Here is a 15,033-nt window from a genome sequence, read left to right on the forward strand (position 1 = left end):
GCGTCGGAGGAACGTTCTTCGAGGAGCGGTTCTTTCCGTTGCTTTGGCGGCCGGTGGTGTTCCCGGCGGGAAATGGAGAGACGTGTGTCCGTGAAAGGCAGGTGCGACGCATGAGCAACGGGCATGGGATAGCGAAGATCATTGCGGCGCTGGATCTCCCGACGGGAGAGGCGGCGCTGCGTTTTCTCGAAAAAATGGTTTGCGGAACAAATGCCGGGGCGTGTGTCCCCCTCGAGTACGTGAAGGTGGGTCCCCGCCTCTTTGCCCTTGAGGGACGGCGGTTCGTGGAAGGATTGGTACGGGATGGGTACAAGGTCTTTCTCGACCTGAAACTGCACGATATTCCCAACACCGTCGCGGGTGCCGTGGACGCCCTTGCGGGCCTGGGGCTCTGGGCGTTGACGCTTCACTCCGGAGGCGGTCGCGAGATGCTTGTCGCTGCGGCGAATGCCCGGGATGCGGCGGGGAGCGCCATGCATCTTTTGGGCGTCTCCGTGTTGACCAGCGTGGACGACGCGACCTGGAAGAGTGTCGGTGGGGGCGGCTCCGTGGCCGAAACGGTGGTCTTGCGGGCCCGGCTTTGCGCCGATGCGGGCGTGGACGGTCTTGTCTGCTCTCCAAGGGAGTTGGAAGCGGTCCGACAGGCTGTGGGAGGAGCGCTTCTGACCGTCGTGCCCGGAATCCGCCCGGTCGCGGGAGGAGACGACCAGAAACGCACCGCCTCGGCGGGAATCGCCGTTCGGAACGGTGCGGACTATCTCGTGGTGGGACGTCCGCTCCTGGCGGCGGAGGATCCAGTCCTGACCTGGAAGGAACTGCAGCGCGACATGGAGGAGGCGGAAACACGATGAACGGCAGAGAAGAGTCCAGCGACGGTTGTCATTGTCACGAGGGTATGGCCTGCGGTAGTGATTCCTGTTCTCGCGGTTCCGACGACGAAGCACAGCTCCAGAAACTCTTCGTGGAGACCGGAGCGCTTCTCTCGGGACATTTTCTTCTGACCTCAGGGCTTCATAGCGGCAGTTACATGCAGTGCGCGCTTCTTCTGCGCTATCCCGAGCACGCGGCTTTTGCAGGGGTGCGTCTGGCCCGGGCACTGGCGCACCTCAAGCCCGACCTTGTGGCGGCACCGGCCCTTGGCGGGCTTCTCATCGGCCATGAGACGGCCCGGGCTCTCGGTGTGCCCTTTCTCTTCTGCGAGCGCGAGGAGGGGCGCATGGTGCTTCGCCGTTTTGCCCACCCGGGAAAGGTGAGGGTCGTGGTTGTGGAGGATGTGGTCACCACGGGCGGCTCCCTTCGTGAGGTGGGGGAGCATTTCGCCCAGGGAGGGGCCGACTGGGTCGGCTCGGGGTGTATCGTCGACCGGAGCGCGGGACGCGCCGCTTTTCCGCATTCCCTCACGAGTCTGCTTCGGGTCTCATTTCCCGTCTATGAGCCTGCGTCCTGTCCTCTCTGTGTCCAGGGACTTCCCCTTGTCAAGCCCGGAAGCCGGACCGGAAAGCGATAAACGGCGGATGGACGAATGCCGCCTCTTCTGCCAGACTAAGAGGGCTCTTCGACGGCATTGAGGACGGAGGAGAGATTCCGGAGGAGGAGATGCGGCATGGTGCAGCAGAGAAACGGATTTTCCGCCGGGAGCGCGTCGCTTCGCCCCTCCCGGGCGACGGGAGTGCGACGAGGCCGGGGAGTTCTCTCCCTGATGATTGTGCTGTGTGTGCTGGCGGGGGTGTTCTACGGAGGAAGCAGGGTCTACGGCTTGCTCACGGCGGCACGGAACGCCGGGGTGCCGTCGGCGGAAGACGGGGCCGTTTCCGCTCCGTCCGTCGTGCTTTCCTCCGACGCGCAGCCGGACAGGATCGCCGCGGGTCTTCCCGCTTCGCCCGACGTGCCCCTCGGTGCCGTGGTGGAGGGCAAAAAGGAGAGCTACTGGATCCGTATCGTGAAGAGTACTTATTCCCTGCACCTGTACAAGGGAAACCAGCTCGTGAAGACGTATCCCATCGCCATAGGGGAAAACCCCGGCAACAAGGCCCGGGTGGGAGACCGACGCACTCCCGAGGGGGAGTTTTCGGTGGAACAGATCCAGAACTCCTCCGCCTGGGTTCACGACTTCGGAGACGGCAAGGGCCCCATCGCCGGCGCCTACGGTCCCTGGTTCATCCGGCTCAAGACGGGATGGAAGGGCATCGGCATTCACGGTACCCATGATCCGTCCTCCATCGGCAAAATGATTACCGAAGGATGCATTCGTCTCCGCAACGATCATGTGGAGGAAGTGAAGGCCCGTCTCGCCCTCAAGGCCAGAGTGGTCATCGAACCCTGAGCGGCGGCTTCCGCCATTTCGGAAATTCCCCCTCGGGGGTTTTTTCTTTCATGGTATCATGGGCTGCGGTGTAGACATTCCGCGGCCCTTTTCGTCGTCGTCAACGGGATGACGGCGAAGCGAGGTGAGGCGAGACGAGAGCCGAACGTTCAGGGAGGGGTTTGTACATGGTGTTGTCGGATCTGGAAATCGCACAGGCGGCAAAGCTGAAGCCCATCGGGGAGATCGCGGCGAAGCTCGGTATTCCCACAGAGTATCTCATTCCCTATGGGCACGACAAAGCGAAGGTCGATCTCCGGTTCATGAAGACTCTTGCGGACCGTCCCGACGGGCAGCTCATCCTCGTCACCGCCACGACGCCTACCGCCGCCGGAGAGGGGAAGACCACCAACACCATCGGTCTCACCCAGGCACTGGTGAAACTGGGGAAAAAGGCGATGATCTGTCTGCGGGAGCCCTCGCTCGGTCCCTGTTTCGGCGTCAAGGGAGGTGCCGCCGGAGGCGGCTATTCCCAGGTGCTGCCCATGGAAGAGATCAATCTTCACTTCACGGGGGACATTCACGCCGTGGGCGCGGCCCACAATCTCCTGGCCGCCATGCTGGACAACCACCTGCAACAGGGAAACGCCCTCGATCTGGACCCCCAAAGGATCGTGTTCCGCCGCGTGATGGACATGAACGAGCGGGCGCTCCGGAACATCGTTCTCGGCCTCGGCGGCAAGGCCAACGGTATTCCCCGGGAGTCCGGCTTCGACATCACCGTTTCCTCGGAGGTCATGGCCATCCTTTGCCTTGCCCGGGATCTGACGGACCTGAAGGAGCGCCTCGGCCGCATCGTCGTGGGATACAGCCGGAGCGGCACTCCCGTCACCGCGGCGGATCTCAAGGCGGCGGGAGCCATGGCGGCCCTCCTGAAGCAGGCGCTGAATCCGAACCTGGTACAGACCATCGAACACGTTCCCGCCTTCGTCCACGGCGGCCCCTTCGCCAACATCGCTCACGGCACGAACTCCCTGGCGGCCACCAAGATGGCCCTCAAACTTGCGGAGTACGCCGTGGTCGAGGCTGGATTCGCCTCCGACCTCGGCGGAGAGAAATTCATGGACATCGCCTGCCGCTATGGTGGATTCCACCCCTCGGCGGTGGTCCTCGTCACCACCGTGCGGGCGCTGAAGCTCCACGGCGGTGTCGCGAAGGAGGCGCTCCGGGAGGAAAACCTGCCTGCCCTGGAAAGGGGTATCGAGAACCTGGAGGCGCATCTGGACAACCTGAACCAGTTCGGCGTTCCCGTGGTGGTCGCTCTGAACCGCTTCATCACAGACACCGACGCGGAGCTTGCTCTTGTACGCCGCACCGCGGAGGGGCGTGGTGCACGCATCGCTCTCTCCGAGGTGTGGGAAAAGGGAGGCGAGGGTGGACTGGAGCTCGCCCGTGAAGTCCTGGCGGCCATCGACAGGGGTGAGACCTATCGCCCTCTCTACGATTCCGAGCTGCCTCTTCGGGAGAAAATTCTCCGCGTCGCGACGAGCGTCTACGGTGCGGACGGGGTGGACTTCACCCCCGGTGCGGCGAAGACGCTGGAGGAGCTGGAGACCCGAGGGTACGGAACGCTTCCGGTGTGCATGGCAAAGACGCAGATGTCTCTCTCCGACGACGCGGAGTTGAAGGGACGCCCCAGGGGATTCCGCGTCACCGTGCGGGAAGTGCGGCTCTCCGCGGGAGCGGGCTTCGTCGTCCCCATCTGCGGCGCCATCATGACCATGCCGGGCTTGCCCAAGCGCCCCGCCGCGGAGAACATCGACATCGACGCCGAAGGCAACATCACAGGGCTGTTCTAGGCGGTCTCGTCGAGAGAAGTGAAGAAACGGCGCGTGTGCACGCGCCGTTTCCCATTTCGGGAAGGTGCGGTCTCTTCCATGATTGGAGCACTGGTCGGCGATATTCTCGGCTCTCCCTTCGAACGACGCCCCGTCAAACGGGAGGATGTTCCTCTCTTCGGAGCGGGAACGTGCTTTACCGACGATTCACTTCTCACCGTCGCCGTGGCGGCGACGTTCCTCTCCGGGAGGGACACGGAGGAGCGGTACGCGGCTTTTTTTCGCGAGTACGGCTCGCGCTATCCCGAGTGCGGTTTCGGAAGATCCTTCCGCGCCTGGCTCAGAGGCGAGGGGGTTCCCGGGGGCAGTTTCGGCAACGGATCGGCCATGCGTGTCAGTCCTGTCGGATACGCTTTCGAGACGCTTGAAGAGGTTCTCGACGGTGCCCGGCGGAGCGCGGCGCCCAGTCATGGGCATCCCGAGGGGATCAAGGGCGCCCAGGCCGTGGCCGCTGCGGTGTTTCTCGCCAGGAAAAGCGTCTCTCGCGACGGGATCGCCTCTTTTCTGCAGGAACGCTTCGGCTACGATCTGTCCCGCCCTCTCTCCCTTGTCCGCCAGAGCTACACCTTCGACGCCACCTGTCCCGGAAGCGTTCCCGAGGCGCTGCTCGCCTTTCTGGAATCCACAAGTTTCGAGGATGCGGTCCGCAAGGCCATTTCCCTCGGCGGCGACGCGGACACCCAGGCGTGCATCGCCGGAGCGGTGGCGGAGGCGTGGTACGGAGGCATTCCCGAGGCCATGGCCCTGCAGGCGCTCGCGTTGCTCCCGGAGGAACTGCTCCGGGTGACCGCGGCCTTTGCGGCGCGTTTTCTGCCGCATTGGCGCACTTTCCCCCTTTTCGTCGCCCTCGCCGGGAAAAAGGACGCAGAAGAGGAGAAAGAGGACAAGATGGAGCGGCTCTTCTCTGGGGAATTTTCAGGAGAGGAGAGGGACGCATGATTCCCGTGACGCGGTTTCTCCTCGGCCGTTCCGGCGGAGGAGACGGGCTTCGTTTTTCCAGGCCAGGGGCTCCCGTGGTGGTGTGGCACCTCACGCCCCGGTGTGATCTCCGCTGCCGTCACTGTTACGCCGCAACGGAGGATCGGGGTGAGCTGACGCCGCAGGAAGAGCGGCGCCTTCTGGATGAACTCGCCGCGCTGGGCGTGCCGGTTTTGCTTCTCTCGGGAGGCGAGCCGCTGCTCCATCCCCGATTCTGGACGATCCTCGACGAGGCTCGGCGCAGAGGCCTGCGGGTCGCCCTCTCGACCAACGGCGTACACATCGATGGAGAAACCGCACGGCGTCTCGGCGATGCGGGCATCGTCTACGCCGGAGTGAGCATCGACGGTGACGAGCGCACTTCCGATGCCTTCCGGGGTGTACGGGGTGCGTTCCGCCGTGCCGAGCGGGGTATCGTCGCCCTCACCGAGGCGAGAGTTCGCACGGGCTTGCGCTTCACCCTCGCCCGCTCCACCGCGGGGGCGCTGGAGGCGGTGTTCTCCCTTGCGGGGCAATGGAATGCGGCACGCCTTTGCGTCTATCATTTCGTTCCCGCGGGGCGGGGTGCGGCGGACCGGGCGGAGATGCTCTCCCGGAGTGAAACCCGTGCTGCGCTGACCCGTCTTGCGGCCCTTGCCGAAGGGGCGCCGGATCTGGAAGTCCTCACGGTGGACAATGCCGCGGACGGCATTTTCTTCGCGCTCTCCCTGTTGCGGCGGGGCGAGAAGGAAAGGGCCGGCGCGGTGTTGGAACTCCTGCGACGAAGCGGGGGTAACCGGAGCGGTGAGCACATCGTTTCCCTCCGGTGGGACGGGTTCCTCTTTCCCGATCAGTTTTCCTGGGGGCATCCGCTCGGCCGTTTCCCGGAACAATCCCTTGAGGATGCGCTGAGGAGAAGCGCGTTCCCCCTTGCCATCATGCTCCGGGACAGAAAATCCTTCGTGAAAGGGCGCTGCCGGGAGTGCCGGTGGTTCGACTGCTGCAACGGCAACCTGCGCGCCCGGGCCGAGGCGTTGACGGGGGATTTCTGGGGCGAGGACGGAGGCTGCCCTCTGGAGGACGGCGAGATTCGCTCGGCCTGACCGCAGAAGATGGGAGGAGGAGTCATGCTCATTTCCTGGAACTGTACCAACGCATGTAATCTTTCCTGTCCCCATTGCTCCCGAGACGCCGGGCAGGCCGCTCCGAGAGAACTTTCCTTTCAGGAGGGACAGAAGCTCATCGACGGAGCGGCGCGGGCGGGATTTCGTCTTTTCATCTTCAGCGGCGGTGAGGCTCTTCTGCGCTCGGATCTTCCGGAGTTGGTGCGTTACACCGCCTCCCGGGGAATGCGCCCTGTTCTCGGTTCCAACGGGACGCTCCTCGATGAGCCCCTTGCCCGGACGCTTCAAAGAGCGGGGCTTGCCCGGGCGGGGTTCAGCCTCGACAGCGTTTACCCGAAAGCGCACGATCTCTTCCGGGGTGTCGATGGCGCCTGGGACGCCACCGTGGCGGCCTGTCGCCGGTGTGCCTCCCTCGGCCTTCCCTTTCAGGTACACATGACCCTCCTCGACTGGAACGCGTCGGAACTTTCCGCCATGCACGATCTGGCGCTCGGACTGGGTGCCGCGGCGCTCCATCTGTTTTTCCCCGTCCGCACCGGACGAGGTCGGGACGCCCGGGGCATCGTGGAGTCTCCCGAGGCATACCGGACGCTCCTTGAGGAGATCGCCGTCTTGGCGGCGAAAGGCGCCCTGGACGTGAAGGCCGTCTGTGCGCCCCAGATCACGACGCTCCTCCCCCCGGAACATCGTTTCGGCAAAGGATGCCTCGCGGGAAAATCCTACTGTGTGGTGACTCCCTCGGGAGAGGTGCGTCCCTGCGCCTATCTCGACCAGGTCGCCGGAAACGTGTTGGACACGCCCTTCGAGGACCTCTGGCGGAATGCGCCGCTTTTTCGGGCCATGCGCACTCCGGAGTACCCTGGCGGTTGCGGCGGCTGTTTGTGGAGCGAACTCTGCGGAGGGTGCCGCGCCCGGGCGTTTGCCGAATCGGGAAATGCCCAGGGAAGGGACCCGCTCTGCTGGATGCCGTTATGACGCCGGGCGAGCTGGAGGACCGTCTTCTCTCGTGCCTTCAGGGCGACGGACTGCCTCTTTCTCCCGTTCCCTATGCCGACCTCGCCGAAGAGCTGGGGGTTGCCGAGGAAGAGGTGCTTCAAGCGATGGAGCGGCTTATCGGATCGGGCCTGGTGCGCTTCTTCGGCGGCTTTTTCGATGCGACGGCGCTCGGCATGCAGGGAGTGCTCTGTGCTCTCGCCGTGCCGGAAGATCGCGTCGAGGTCGTAGCGGCTCTCGTGGACGCCCATCCCGAGGTGACACACGACTACCAGCGCGAGGGAGACTATGCGCTCTGGTTCACTCTGAACGCCGGATCCTCCGGGGAGCTGGACCGGGTTCTCACCGAGATCGAGGAGGAGACGGAATGCACCGTGGCGCTGCGCCTGCCGTCGCAAGAGGTGTGGAAGCTGCGCACCGACTTCCGTCTTCCCGGGAGCCGGTCATGATCCTTTCATTCTTCGAGCGACGCGTCTTGGAGGCGCTGCAACGGGAATTCCCTCTGGAACGGCGTCCCTTCGCGGCGATCGCTTCCCGCCTCGACGCCACGGAAGAACAGGTTCTGGACGCAGTGCGCTCCCTTCGCGAGCGGGGCGTCCTGCGCCGTATCGGCGTGTCCGTGCGCCATCTCCGGGCGGGGTACACCGCCAACGCTCTTGTCTGCTGGCGCGTCGAGGAGGAGCAATTTCCCCTTTTCCGGGATCTCCTCCGGAACATGTCCGAGGTGAGCCACTGCTATCGTCGCGGAACCACCCCGACCTGGCCCTACAACCTCTATACGGTCTTTCACGGCACCTCCAGGGATACGGTGGAGCGCAGCATCGCCGCCTTCGCGAACCGCCTTGGAGATCCCGAACACCGAGTCCTCTTTTCCATTCGGGAGTTCAAAAAAAGCCGTCGCCTGCTGGCACGAGACCAGGGCGACGGCTCGGCATAGCAGGCTGTTTCTGAATCGGATCGTTCTGTAAAAGGCTGTCACGAGACTGCGAAGGATTGCCCGAGAGAGAGCGGAACTGCGGGTACTTTCAACTCCGCAGGGTCGGTCTTCTGCAAGGGAGGTGCGGTATGGGGCTCTCCGTTGCGGCGAGGTCTCGTCCGGGTTGCGTTCAGAGATGTCCTGTACGGACAAGGGGGGGGATGCGTATGGCCTGCGGGTTGGTCCTGGTGGATGTGCAGAACGATTATTTTCCGGGAGGGAGCATGGAATTGGCGGGAATGGAGGAGGCGGCCCGGAACGCGGCGGAGGTGCTCGCGTCTTTCCGGAGGACGGCTGCGCCGGCCTTTCACATACGACATGTGGCGACGCGTCCGGGATCGACCTTCTTTCTTCCCGGCACGGCGGGGGCGGACATCGCCGAAATCGTGGTGCCCCTGAAGGGAGAACCGGTGCTGGAAAAGCACTTTCCCAACAGTTTTCGGGAAACGACGCTGGCGGACCTTCTTCGGGAGAACGACGTGGAGGAAATTGTGTTCTGCGGAGCCATGACCCACATGTGCATTGACACCACCGTTCGGGCGGCCTTCGACCTCGGATTTCGCTGTGTCGTGGTGGGCGATGCCTGTGCGACGCGAAATCTCCGCTTCGGAGACGTTTTGGTGGAGGCGGCACAGGTGCAGGCCGCCTTTCTTGCGGCTCTTGCGTCGCCCTTCGCCAGGGTGATCTCCACGACGGAGCTTCTGCGGGAGCGGGCGTAGCGTTTCCGCCGCCGGGATGTTCTCCGCACTTCCGAAAACGCTTTTTTACGAGGCGGTGCCCTTTTGGGGGGATGCCGCCTCGTGCGTTTGCCTATTTTCCGACGAGAAGGAGTCCACCGGCGAGGGCGGTGAGAGGTGCCACGGTAACCAGGCCGAAGCTGCCCACGAGGGTGTTGAGGATCTCCGCCGCCACGTACTGCATGTTCAGGATGTTCGCCAGGGGAATTCCCTGGGCGATGAAGGCCATGAGCAGGCTCGAATAGCTTCCCGTGTAGGCCAGGAGGAGTGTTGTCGTCATGGTGCCCACCACGGCGCGTCCCACGGAAAAGCCTGAGAGAACGAGCTCTTTTCTGGTGATGTTCGGATTCTTGCTTCGAATCTCCGTCATGGCCGCTGCCACATCCATGGCGAGATCCATGACGGCTCCGGAAGAGGCGAGAAAAATTCCCCCGAGGAAGATCTTTGTCAAGTCCAGATGGGCGAAACCGCTGTAGAGAAGTGTCTCCGAGAAGGGTTTCACCGCGCCGTGAATGCGAAAGGCGGAGCCGAAGACAAGAGCGAGGACGCAGGTGATGCCGATTCCAGCCATGGAGCCCGCGAAAGCCACCGCGCCGCGTCTGTTCATGCCTCCCACGAGAAGGATGATGGCTGCCGTGAGAGCCGCCACGACCCCCAGAGAGGTGAGGACCGGATCCCATCCCCGCAACATCCCGGGCAGGAAGACCTTCCAGATCATCAGAGCAGTGAAGAGAAAGGACAGAAGCGCCTTCGCTCCGGTCCATCCCGCGAAGACCAGAAGGAAAAGACTGAACAGAGCCAGAACGACTAGTTCGATGTCCATGCGATAGAAATCCAGCACGTTCGCCTTGGCGACGGCACTGCCGCTCTCGTCGGGATCCAGGACGACGAAGGCCTTGTCCCCGGGCGCGAAAACCTTGTCCAACTCCAGTCGCCCCATGAGGTGATTCACTGCCTCCAGTTCCTGCCCGGCGAAACGGCCTGAAAGAACGCGGATGGTGAGTCCCTGATCGCCGGTTCGGACAATGCTGAACTGCCGCATGTTCGAATCGTCGGTTTGGAGGATCAGCGCTTTTTCTCGTTCGGCTCCGCCCGTTCCTTCGGAACGCCCCCCGAATCCCGAGGGCAGAAGGGCGAGTCCGGCAGTGAGCAGCGCCAGAAAAAGCACGAAGAGCATGTCCTTTCGCGTGGTTCCCACGAAGCGATCCCTCCCGGAGAGTGGATGTAACCGAAGGACGGCCCGAAGGCGACGTTCGATGCCTTTGGGCCGTCCTTTCGTCTGTCGTTATTGCGTTTGGTTGTTCCTTCTCCACCCGGGTGGCCTTTTCGGCGCCGGAGGGAGGAAGGTGCGTCGTTTTGTTTTCGGGGAGCGGTGGAGCTCCCTTCGAGCGACCGGCTAGTTAGGGAATCTCTGAATAAGGCTGCGTCAGCCCCGCAGGGCGCCTCGCAGAGCCTGATGCGACCCGAATCTCAAGAGAAAGCGAAAGGCCTTTATTCAAAGCTTCCTTAGTGCTTCACGCCAAGGATGGACATGGTCTTCCAGGCCACGTCGGTGTTGTCATAGTAGCCGAGGAAAAGTTCCGCGCCCACACCCATGGCGAAGAGAGGAACGGGAATTCCCGTGTGGGCGTAGGATGTCCAGCCGATGCCCGCCTTCTGGTTCAGAATATGGGTCGTCTTGACAGTGAGGGGCTCGTAGCCGCCGTAGAGAAGATAGGTCTGCTCGTCCTTGGAGCGCTCCTGCTCACCCTTCATGCTCCGGGCAAAGGCATCCTGAAGCTGCTGGAGTTCGAGTTCGGAGAGATTCATGGCGAGAAGCTTTTTCGCCTCTTTGTCGCCGCCCTTGGCCTTTTCTTCCAGCGTCTTCGCTTCGTCGGCGGGCAGGTTGGTGAGGCCGAAGACTTCCGTGATCTGGGGGAAGAATGCGTCGAAGGAGGCCTTGTCGGGGGCGTTGTTCTTTCTGAAGTCCGCCACGCGCTTGTCGAAGGCGAGGTAGGATTCCTTCTGGAAGCCGATCTTGTTGAAGAAAGTCTCGTACTGAGTTCCGGCGAAGCCGATGCTCATGCCGCCCGTCTCGTGGTCTCCCACAACGACGATGAGCGTCTCGTTGGGATGCTTTTCCGCGAAGAGCACCGCTTCCTGCACTGCGTCGGCAAAGGCGAAGGTGTCCTGAATGGCCGTGGCGGCGTCATTGGCGTGGCAGGCCCAGTCGATCTTGCCTCCCTCGACCATCATGAAGAAACCCTTGGGGTTGTCGAGAAGCTCAATGGCCTTTTTCGTGAACTCCGCGAGAGAAAGTTCCTTATCGGTACGGTCGATGTCGTAGGGCATGGCGCTGTCCGCGTCGAGAACGGGGTTTACCGCGATGATCTTTCCGTCGCCGGGCTTGAGGGCCAGGATCTCCTCCCGGGTTCGGACGACCTTGTATCCCTTGGAGGCAGCCAGTTCGTACGCGTCGGGCTGGGGTTCCTCCTTCTTGTTGCCCTTGGCCTTGTGAATGCCGCCGCCGCCGAAGAAGTCGAAATTGCTATCGAACATCTGGAGCGCGATGCCGTAGTAGTCGTTCCGGGAAGGGACGGAGGCGTAGAAGGATGCGGGGGTTGCGTGGTTCAGCGACACGGAGGTGAGAATGCCTACCTTCTGTCCCTTGTCGCGGGCCATCTGGGCTACGGTGGTGAATTTCTTTGTCTTGCCGGGATCCATGCCGATAACACCGTTGTCCGTCTTGTAGCCCGAGGCCAGTGATGTCGCCGCAGGGGCCGAATCGGTGATGAAGGAGTTCGACGAATAGGTAGTGATCATGCCCTGAACGGGGAACTGGGTGAAGGAAAGTTTCTTGATGCTGGGATTGGCGTTGCCGCCCTCGACGGAACCTGACCCGCGGTAGATTTCCGCGGCGTTCACCTGCTGCAGAGCCATGCCGTCACCGATGAACAGAAAGACATACTTGGCCTGCTCGCCTTTCCACTCGTTGTTCGTCGTCTGCCCCGAAGCCCCCCATGCGGCTCCGCAGAGCAGAAACATCGTTGCCATCACCACGCCGATTCCCTTGAGATGTCGCTTCACTACGCTCACCCTCCTCAAAATGGTTGTTCGGGAAAAGCGTACCAGCGCCATGTAACAAGGCCGAGAAAAAACCGTGTCATTTGTCCGATGGATTTACACTTCAACCGCAACAAGGGTGAGGTACGTTGAAAATATCGGACACCAAAGTTACTATCCAACCAAAACGGAGGTGTCTGAATGGCAAAGAACGCAACGAACGGTCGCTATTCGAAAGAATTTCGGCATGAAGCCGTCAACATGATCATTGAAGGCGGCTTGACAGCATATGAAGCATCGCGTCAACTCTCCCTGCCCAAGTCGACCCTGGAAAACTGGGTGAGAGCGTACAAGGCCGGAAAACTTTCCGATATTGGCGGCGAGCAGCGGCCTCTCACTCAGGTTGAGGAGGAGCTTGAGCGCGTCAAACGAGAGCTTGCTCAAGTAAAACAGGAGCGCGATATCTTAAAAAAAGCCGCAGCGTACTTTGCCTGGGAGTCGCTGCCCGGTACGCGGTAATCAGGCGGTTTCGATCGAAGTATCCGGTTCCTCGGCTATGTCGGGTTCTGGAGGTTTCAACCAGTGGCTACTACGCCTGGCTGAAACGACCGGATTCTCCCCGGAATCAAGAGGAAAAACGGCTCGAACTCGAAATCATAGCGGCTCATAAAAGAACGGAAGAAACCTACGGTCCGGAACGTCTGCAGAAAGAGCTTGCCTGCCACGGCGTTCACATTGGAGTTCACCGGATCAAACGGATTCGCAGGAAACTGGGGCTTCGCTGCAAACAGGTCAAAACGTTCGAGGCAACCACAAGCTGCCGGTTGCCACAAATCTTTTAGAATAGAACAAAACTTTGTCACGGGAAGGACCAGGGGCCCGACAGAGGACCCTTTTGAACATCCGGACAGAGCACAACCCTGAACGAGGCGGGAAACGACGATGACTCCCAAAGAAACGGGCTCGACGGAACGACACGGCGAAACGGAGAAGACGGCTCCTCCGGGGCGGGCGCGGGAGAGTGCGCCGCCGGGTGTGGAGGCGGTGCGGCGGGGAGAACGAAGCAGCAGGCGATGCGGACGGACAATGACGGCCTATGAGGCGGCGTCGGACACCCCGGCGGAGTGCGCCTGCGGTGCCGGCAACGCGGACGGAACGGGGCCGTCCGGGTTGGACTCCCGGAATTTCCGGGATGCTGTGGAAGGTGGCGCCGGGATGTCTTCGGGCGGCCCTTCCGGCGAGGCCCTTCCGTCCTTCGAGGGGTGCGACCCCGCCTGCCTCGGATGCCTCGCGGGGCGGCTTTCTTCCGCCGCGTTGGAAGAGCGTAAGGTCGCCCGGGCGCGCCGGGCTCTCGCTCCCTGGGCGGAACGCCTGGCTCCGCTGGTGACGGCCCCACCGGAGCGGCAGCTCGCCTACCGGGACCGGGTTGCCCTTGCGGCGCGCCACGACCCCGAGGCGGGGTGGCGCTTCGGCATGGAGGGGACCGCCGACCGTCGCGACGCACATCGGCGGGCCGGCGGGAGCCGCGCACGCCCTTTCGTCTCGTTGATGGACTGCCCGCTCCATTCCCTCCGGGTGAAGGCGGTGCTGCGCCTCCTCGGCGACGCCCTCTCCGCTGCGGACCCCGGAGGAGCGCTGCCTCTGGCCTTCGTCGTCCTCTCGGGCGGGCAGGCCACGCTCGTTCTCAAGAGCGCCCGCGATCCCGGCGACGCGGCCCTGGGGCTTCCGCGGCTCCGGGATTCCCTCGCGGCGGCGGGCGGAGACGGGCTCTGGCTGCACCTGCATCCCGCGGCGGGGGTGCGCCTTTTCGCCAGGAACGGGTGGCGCCTTCTCTGGGGAACGCCCCGCTCCAGGGACGAGCGGGGGCTGCGCCACGGTCCGACGGCCTTCGCCCAGCTTCTTCCGGAGCTGCACGATGCGTCCCTCGCGGCGGCGGCGGACTTTCTCCGTCCCGAGCCCGGGGACCGCGTGGCGGACCTCTACTGCGGCATCGGGGCGAGCCTCGCCCTGTGGCGCGCCCGGGGCGCCGAAGCCCTCGGCGTGGAGACCTCCCGAGAGGCCCTCGACTGCGCCGCCAAGAACGCCCCGGGGATCACGCTCCTGCGCGGAACCTGCGCGGCGCGCCTTCCCCAGATCCGTCCGTGGCTGGAGGCGGCGCCTCCCGACCGGCGCCTCGTCTACGCAAATCCCCCCCGGTCCGGGCTCGAACCGGGCCTTGCGGAGGGGCTCGCCGCCTGTCGCCCCCAGCGCATGGCCTACCTGGCCTGCAGTCCCGGCACGCTCGCCCGGGATCTGCGCCTCTTCGAGGCGCTGGGCTTCGGCGTGGCGCGCCTTCTCCCCTACGACTTCTTTCCCCGCACCGACGCCGTGGAGGTGCTGGCCCTGCTGGAGCGCTGAGAAAGCGTCGCTTCCTCCAGATGGCCGTCCCCTTGCGAAACAGGTCCTCGATGGCGGTACGCGTGGCTGCCGCCTTCATCCGGAGTGTGGCGAGAAGATCCCCGAACAGCGCTTCCCGTCGCGTTTCTGCCTCCTCGAGCGAGTCCGGCCCCAGGTCCAGATGGATTCCAGCGAAGGAAAAGCCCGAGAAGAAGCGGAGCAGGCTGAACAGGTCGTTCCGTGAGGCGGAGAGAATCCACTCGGGGTCGCCGTGAGCAGCAGCAGAAGCAGAGGTGCGGGAGCGCAACGCCGTGCGCCGCGTGCGAGTGCGAAGCCCGGCGGGTCCTGTCCCATTCCGGCCATGTCCACGAACACTCCTTCCTCCGCGGGGGCGGTGGGTGGAGCCTTTCAGAGTGCATGCTACGCAAAAAAAGCGTTTTCACAAGCGTTTCGGAAGATTCTTCCGCTCCGGAATTCCCTGCGGCCGGACAGGGCGGGTGTGACCCGCTTGTGGAACCCCGCGCCGGAGAAGGCCGGAGAACGGGGCCAGAAACCCTGCCGAAGAAGTCCCGTCTGGTCCGTTCCAGATGTGTTCCGAAAGAGCCCGTTCCTGGTACTTTTCCCTCCG

13 protein-coding genes and 1 pseudogene are annotated in these 15,033 nt (G+C 63.4%); 12 read left to right on the forward strand and 2 right to left on the reverse strand.

Annotated features, from left to right (window positions below):
* Positions 1-110: 110 nt before the first annotated feature.
* From pyrF to K349_RS0105450, 10 genes are all read left to right on the forward strand, one after another.
* Positions 111-851 (forward strand): orotidine-5'-phosphate decarboxylase, encoded by a 741-nt coding sequence (gene pyrF / locus K349_RS0105400; RefSeq protein WP_026368820.1) that lies wholly within the window; start codon positions 111-113, stop codon positions 849-851.
* A 44-nt stretch (positions 852-895) separates the two neighbouring features.
* Complete coding sequence (pyrE, locus tag K349_RS0105405; RefSeq protein WP_034264957.1) at positions 896-1,507, forward strand: orotate phosphoribosyltransferase; 612 nt, start codon at positions 896-898, stop codon at positions 1,505-1,507.
* Positions 1,508-1,603: 96 nt separating this feature from the next.
* Entirely contained in the window at positions 1,604-2,323 is a 720-nt protein-coding gene (locus K349_RS17820; RefSeq protein WP_026368822.1) for a L,D-transpeptidase, read from the forward strand.
* 167 nt (positions 2,324-2,490) lie between these two features.
* A complete protein-coding gene (locus K349_RS0105415; protein ID WP_245588003.1) occupies positions 2,491-4,161 on the forward strand; it encodes a formate--tetrahydrofolate ligase in 1,671 nt (556 codons plus the stop codon).
* A gap of 78 nt (positions 4,162-4,239) precedes the next feature.
* The gene (locus K349_RS0105425) at positions 4,240-5,139 is read left to right on the forward strand and encodes an ADP-ribosylglycohydrolase family protein (protein WP_026368824.1); all 900 of its coding nucleotides are present in this window, start codon (positions 4,240-4,242) and stop codon (positions 5,137-5,139) included.
* A complete protein-coding gene (locus K349_RS0105430; protein WP_026368825.1) occupies positions 5,136-6,260 on the forward strand; it encodes a radical SAM protein in 1,125 nt (374 codons plus the stop codon). The genes K349_RS0105425 and K349_RS0105430 overlap by 4 nt, the downstream gene beginning before the upstream one ends.
* Before the next feature lie 24 nt (positions 6,261-6,284).
* Positions 6,285-7,256: a radical SAM/SPASM domain-containing protein gene (locus tag K349_RS0105435; protein ID WP_026368826.1), complete on the forward strand. Its 972-nt coding sequence runs from the start codon at positions 6,285-6,287 to the stop codon at positions 7,254-7,256.
* Complete coding sequence (locus K349_RS0105440; RefSeq protein WP_026368827.1) at positions 7,253-7,723, forward strand: Lrp/AsnC family transcriptional regulator; 471 nt, start codon at positions 7,253-7,255, stop codon at positions 7,721-7,723. The genes K349_RS0105435 and K349_RS0105440 overlap by 4 nt, the downstream gene beginning before the upstream one ends.
* Positions 7,720-8,211, forward strand: coding sequence for a siroheme decarboxylase subunit beta (gene ahbB, locus K349_RS0105445; RefSeq protein ID WP_026368828.1), 492 nt, complete (start codon positions 7,720-7,722; stop codon positions 8,209-8,211). Before K349_RS0105440 ends, ahbB begins: the two co-directional genes overlap by 4 nt.
* 206 nt (positions 8,212-8,417) lie before the next feature.
* Positions 8,418-8,969, forward strand: a complete 552-nt coding sequence (locus K349_RS0105450; RefSeq protein ID WP_026368829.1) for a cysteine hydrolase family protein — start codon at positions 8,418-8,420, stop codon at positions 8,967-8,969.
* A gap of 91 nt (positions 8,970-9,060) precedes the next feature.
* On the opposite strand, the gene K349_RS16495 is transcribed toward K349_RS0105450, so the two are convergent.
* Both K349_RS16495 and K349_RS0105460 read right to left on the reverse strand, forming a co-directional pair.
* Positions 9,061-10,185 (reverse strand): YibE/F family protein, encoded by a 1,125-nt coding sequence (locus K349_RS16495; protein WP_245588004.1) that lies wholly within the window; start codon positions 10,183-10,185, stop codon positions 9,061-9,063.
* Between the two features lie 308 nt (positions 10,186-10,493).
* A complete protein-coding gene (locus K349_RS0105460) occupies positions 10,494-12,053 on the reverse strand; it encodes an alkaline phosphatase (RefSeq protein WP_051464204.1) in 1,560 nt (519 codons plus the stop codon).
* A gap of 177 nt (positions 12,054-12,230) precedes the next feature.
* Here K349_RS0105460 and K349_RS19615 point away from each other — a divergent pair.
* Positions 12,231-12,853 (forward strand): annotated as a pseudogene (locus tag K349_RS19615) (transposase); the annotation flags it as partial.
* Positions 12,854-12,971: 118 nt separating this feature from the next.
* On the forward strand, positions 12,972-14,426 hold the full coding sequence (locus tag K349_RS17825) for a class I SAM-dependent RNA methyltransferase (RefSeq protein ID WP_026368832.1): 1,455 nt from the start codon (positions 12,972-12,974) through the stop codon (positions 14,424-14,426).
* Positions 14,427-15,033 lie beyond the last annotated feature (607 nt).

Origin of the sequence: Aminiphilus circumscriptus DSM 16581, assembly GCF_000526375.1 — a bacterium.
GTDB classification, from domain to species: domain Bacteria; phylum Synergistota; class Synergistia; order Synergistales; family Aminiphilaceae; genus Aminiphilus; species Aminiphilus circumscriptus.

What these genes read in the sequence shown, in the direction of transcription:
- pyrF (WP_026368820.1), top strand. Translation starts at nt 111, where the DNA reads ATGAGCAACGGGCATGGGATAGCGAAGATCATTGCGGCGCTGGATCTC.
- pyrE (WP_034264957.1), top strand. Translation starts at nt 896, where the DNA reads ATGGCCTGCGGTAGTGATTCCTGTTCTCGCGGTTCCGACGACGAAGCA.
- K349_RS17820 (WP_026368822.1), top strand. Translation starts at nt 1,604, where the DNA reads ATGGTGCAGCAGAGAAACGGATTTTCCGCCGGGAGCGCGTCGCTTCGC.
- K349_RS0105415 (WP_245588003.1), top strand. Translation starts at nt 2,491, where the DNA reads ATGGTGTTGTCGGATCTGGAAATCGCACAGGCGGCAAAGCTGAAGCCC.
- K349_RS0105425 (WP_026368824.1), top strand. Translation starts at nt 4,240, where the DNA reads ATGATTGGAGCACTGGTCGGCGATATTCTCGGCTCTCCCTTCGAACGA.
- K349_RS0105430 (WP_026368825.1), top strand. Translation starts at nt 5,136, where the DNA reads ATGATTCCCGTGACGCGGTTTCTCCTCGGCCGTTCCGGCGGAGGAGAC.
- K349_RS0105435 (WP_026368826.1), top strand. Translation starts at nt 6,285, where the DNA reads ATGCTCATTTCCTGGAACTGTACCAACGCATGTAATCTTTCCTGTCCC.
- K349_RS0105440 (WP_026368827.1), top strand. Translation starts at nt 7,253, where the DNA reads ATGACGCCGGGCGAGCTGGAGGACCGTCTTCTCTCGTGCCTTCAGGGC.
- ahbB (WP_026368828.1), top strand. Translation starts at nt 7,720, where the DNA reads ATGATCCTTTCATTCTTCGAGCGACGCGTCTTGGAGGCGCTGCAACGG.
- K349_RS0105450 (WP_026368829.1), top strand. Translation starts at nt 8,418, where the DNA reads ATGGCCTGCGGGTTGGTCCTGGTGGATGTGCAGAACGATTATTTTCCG.
- K349_RS17825 (WP_026368832.1), top strand. Translation starts at nt 12,972, where the DNA reads ATGACTCCCAAAGAAACGGGCTCGACGGAACGACACGGCGAAACGGAG.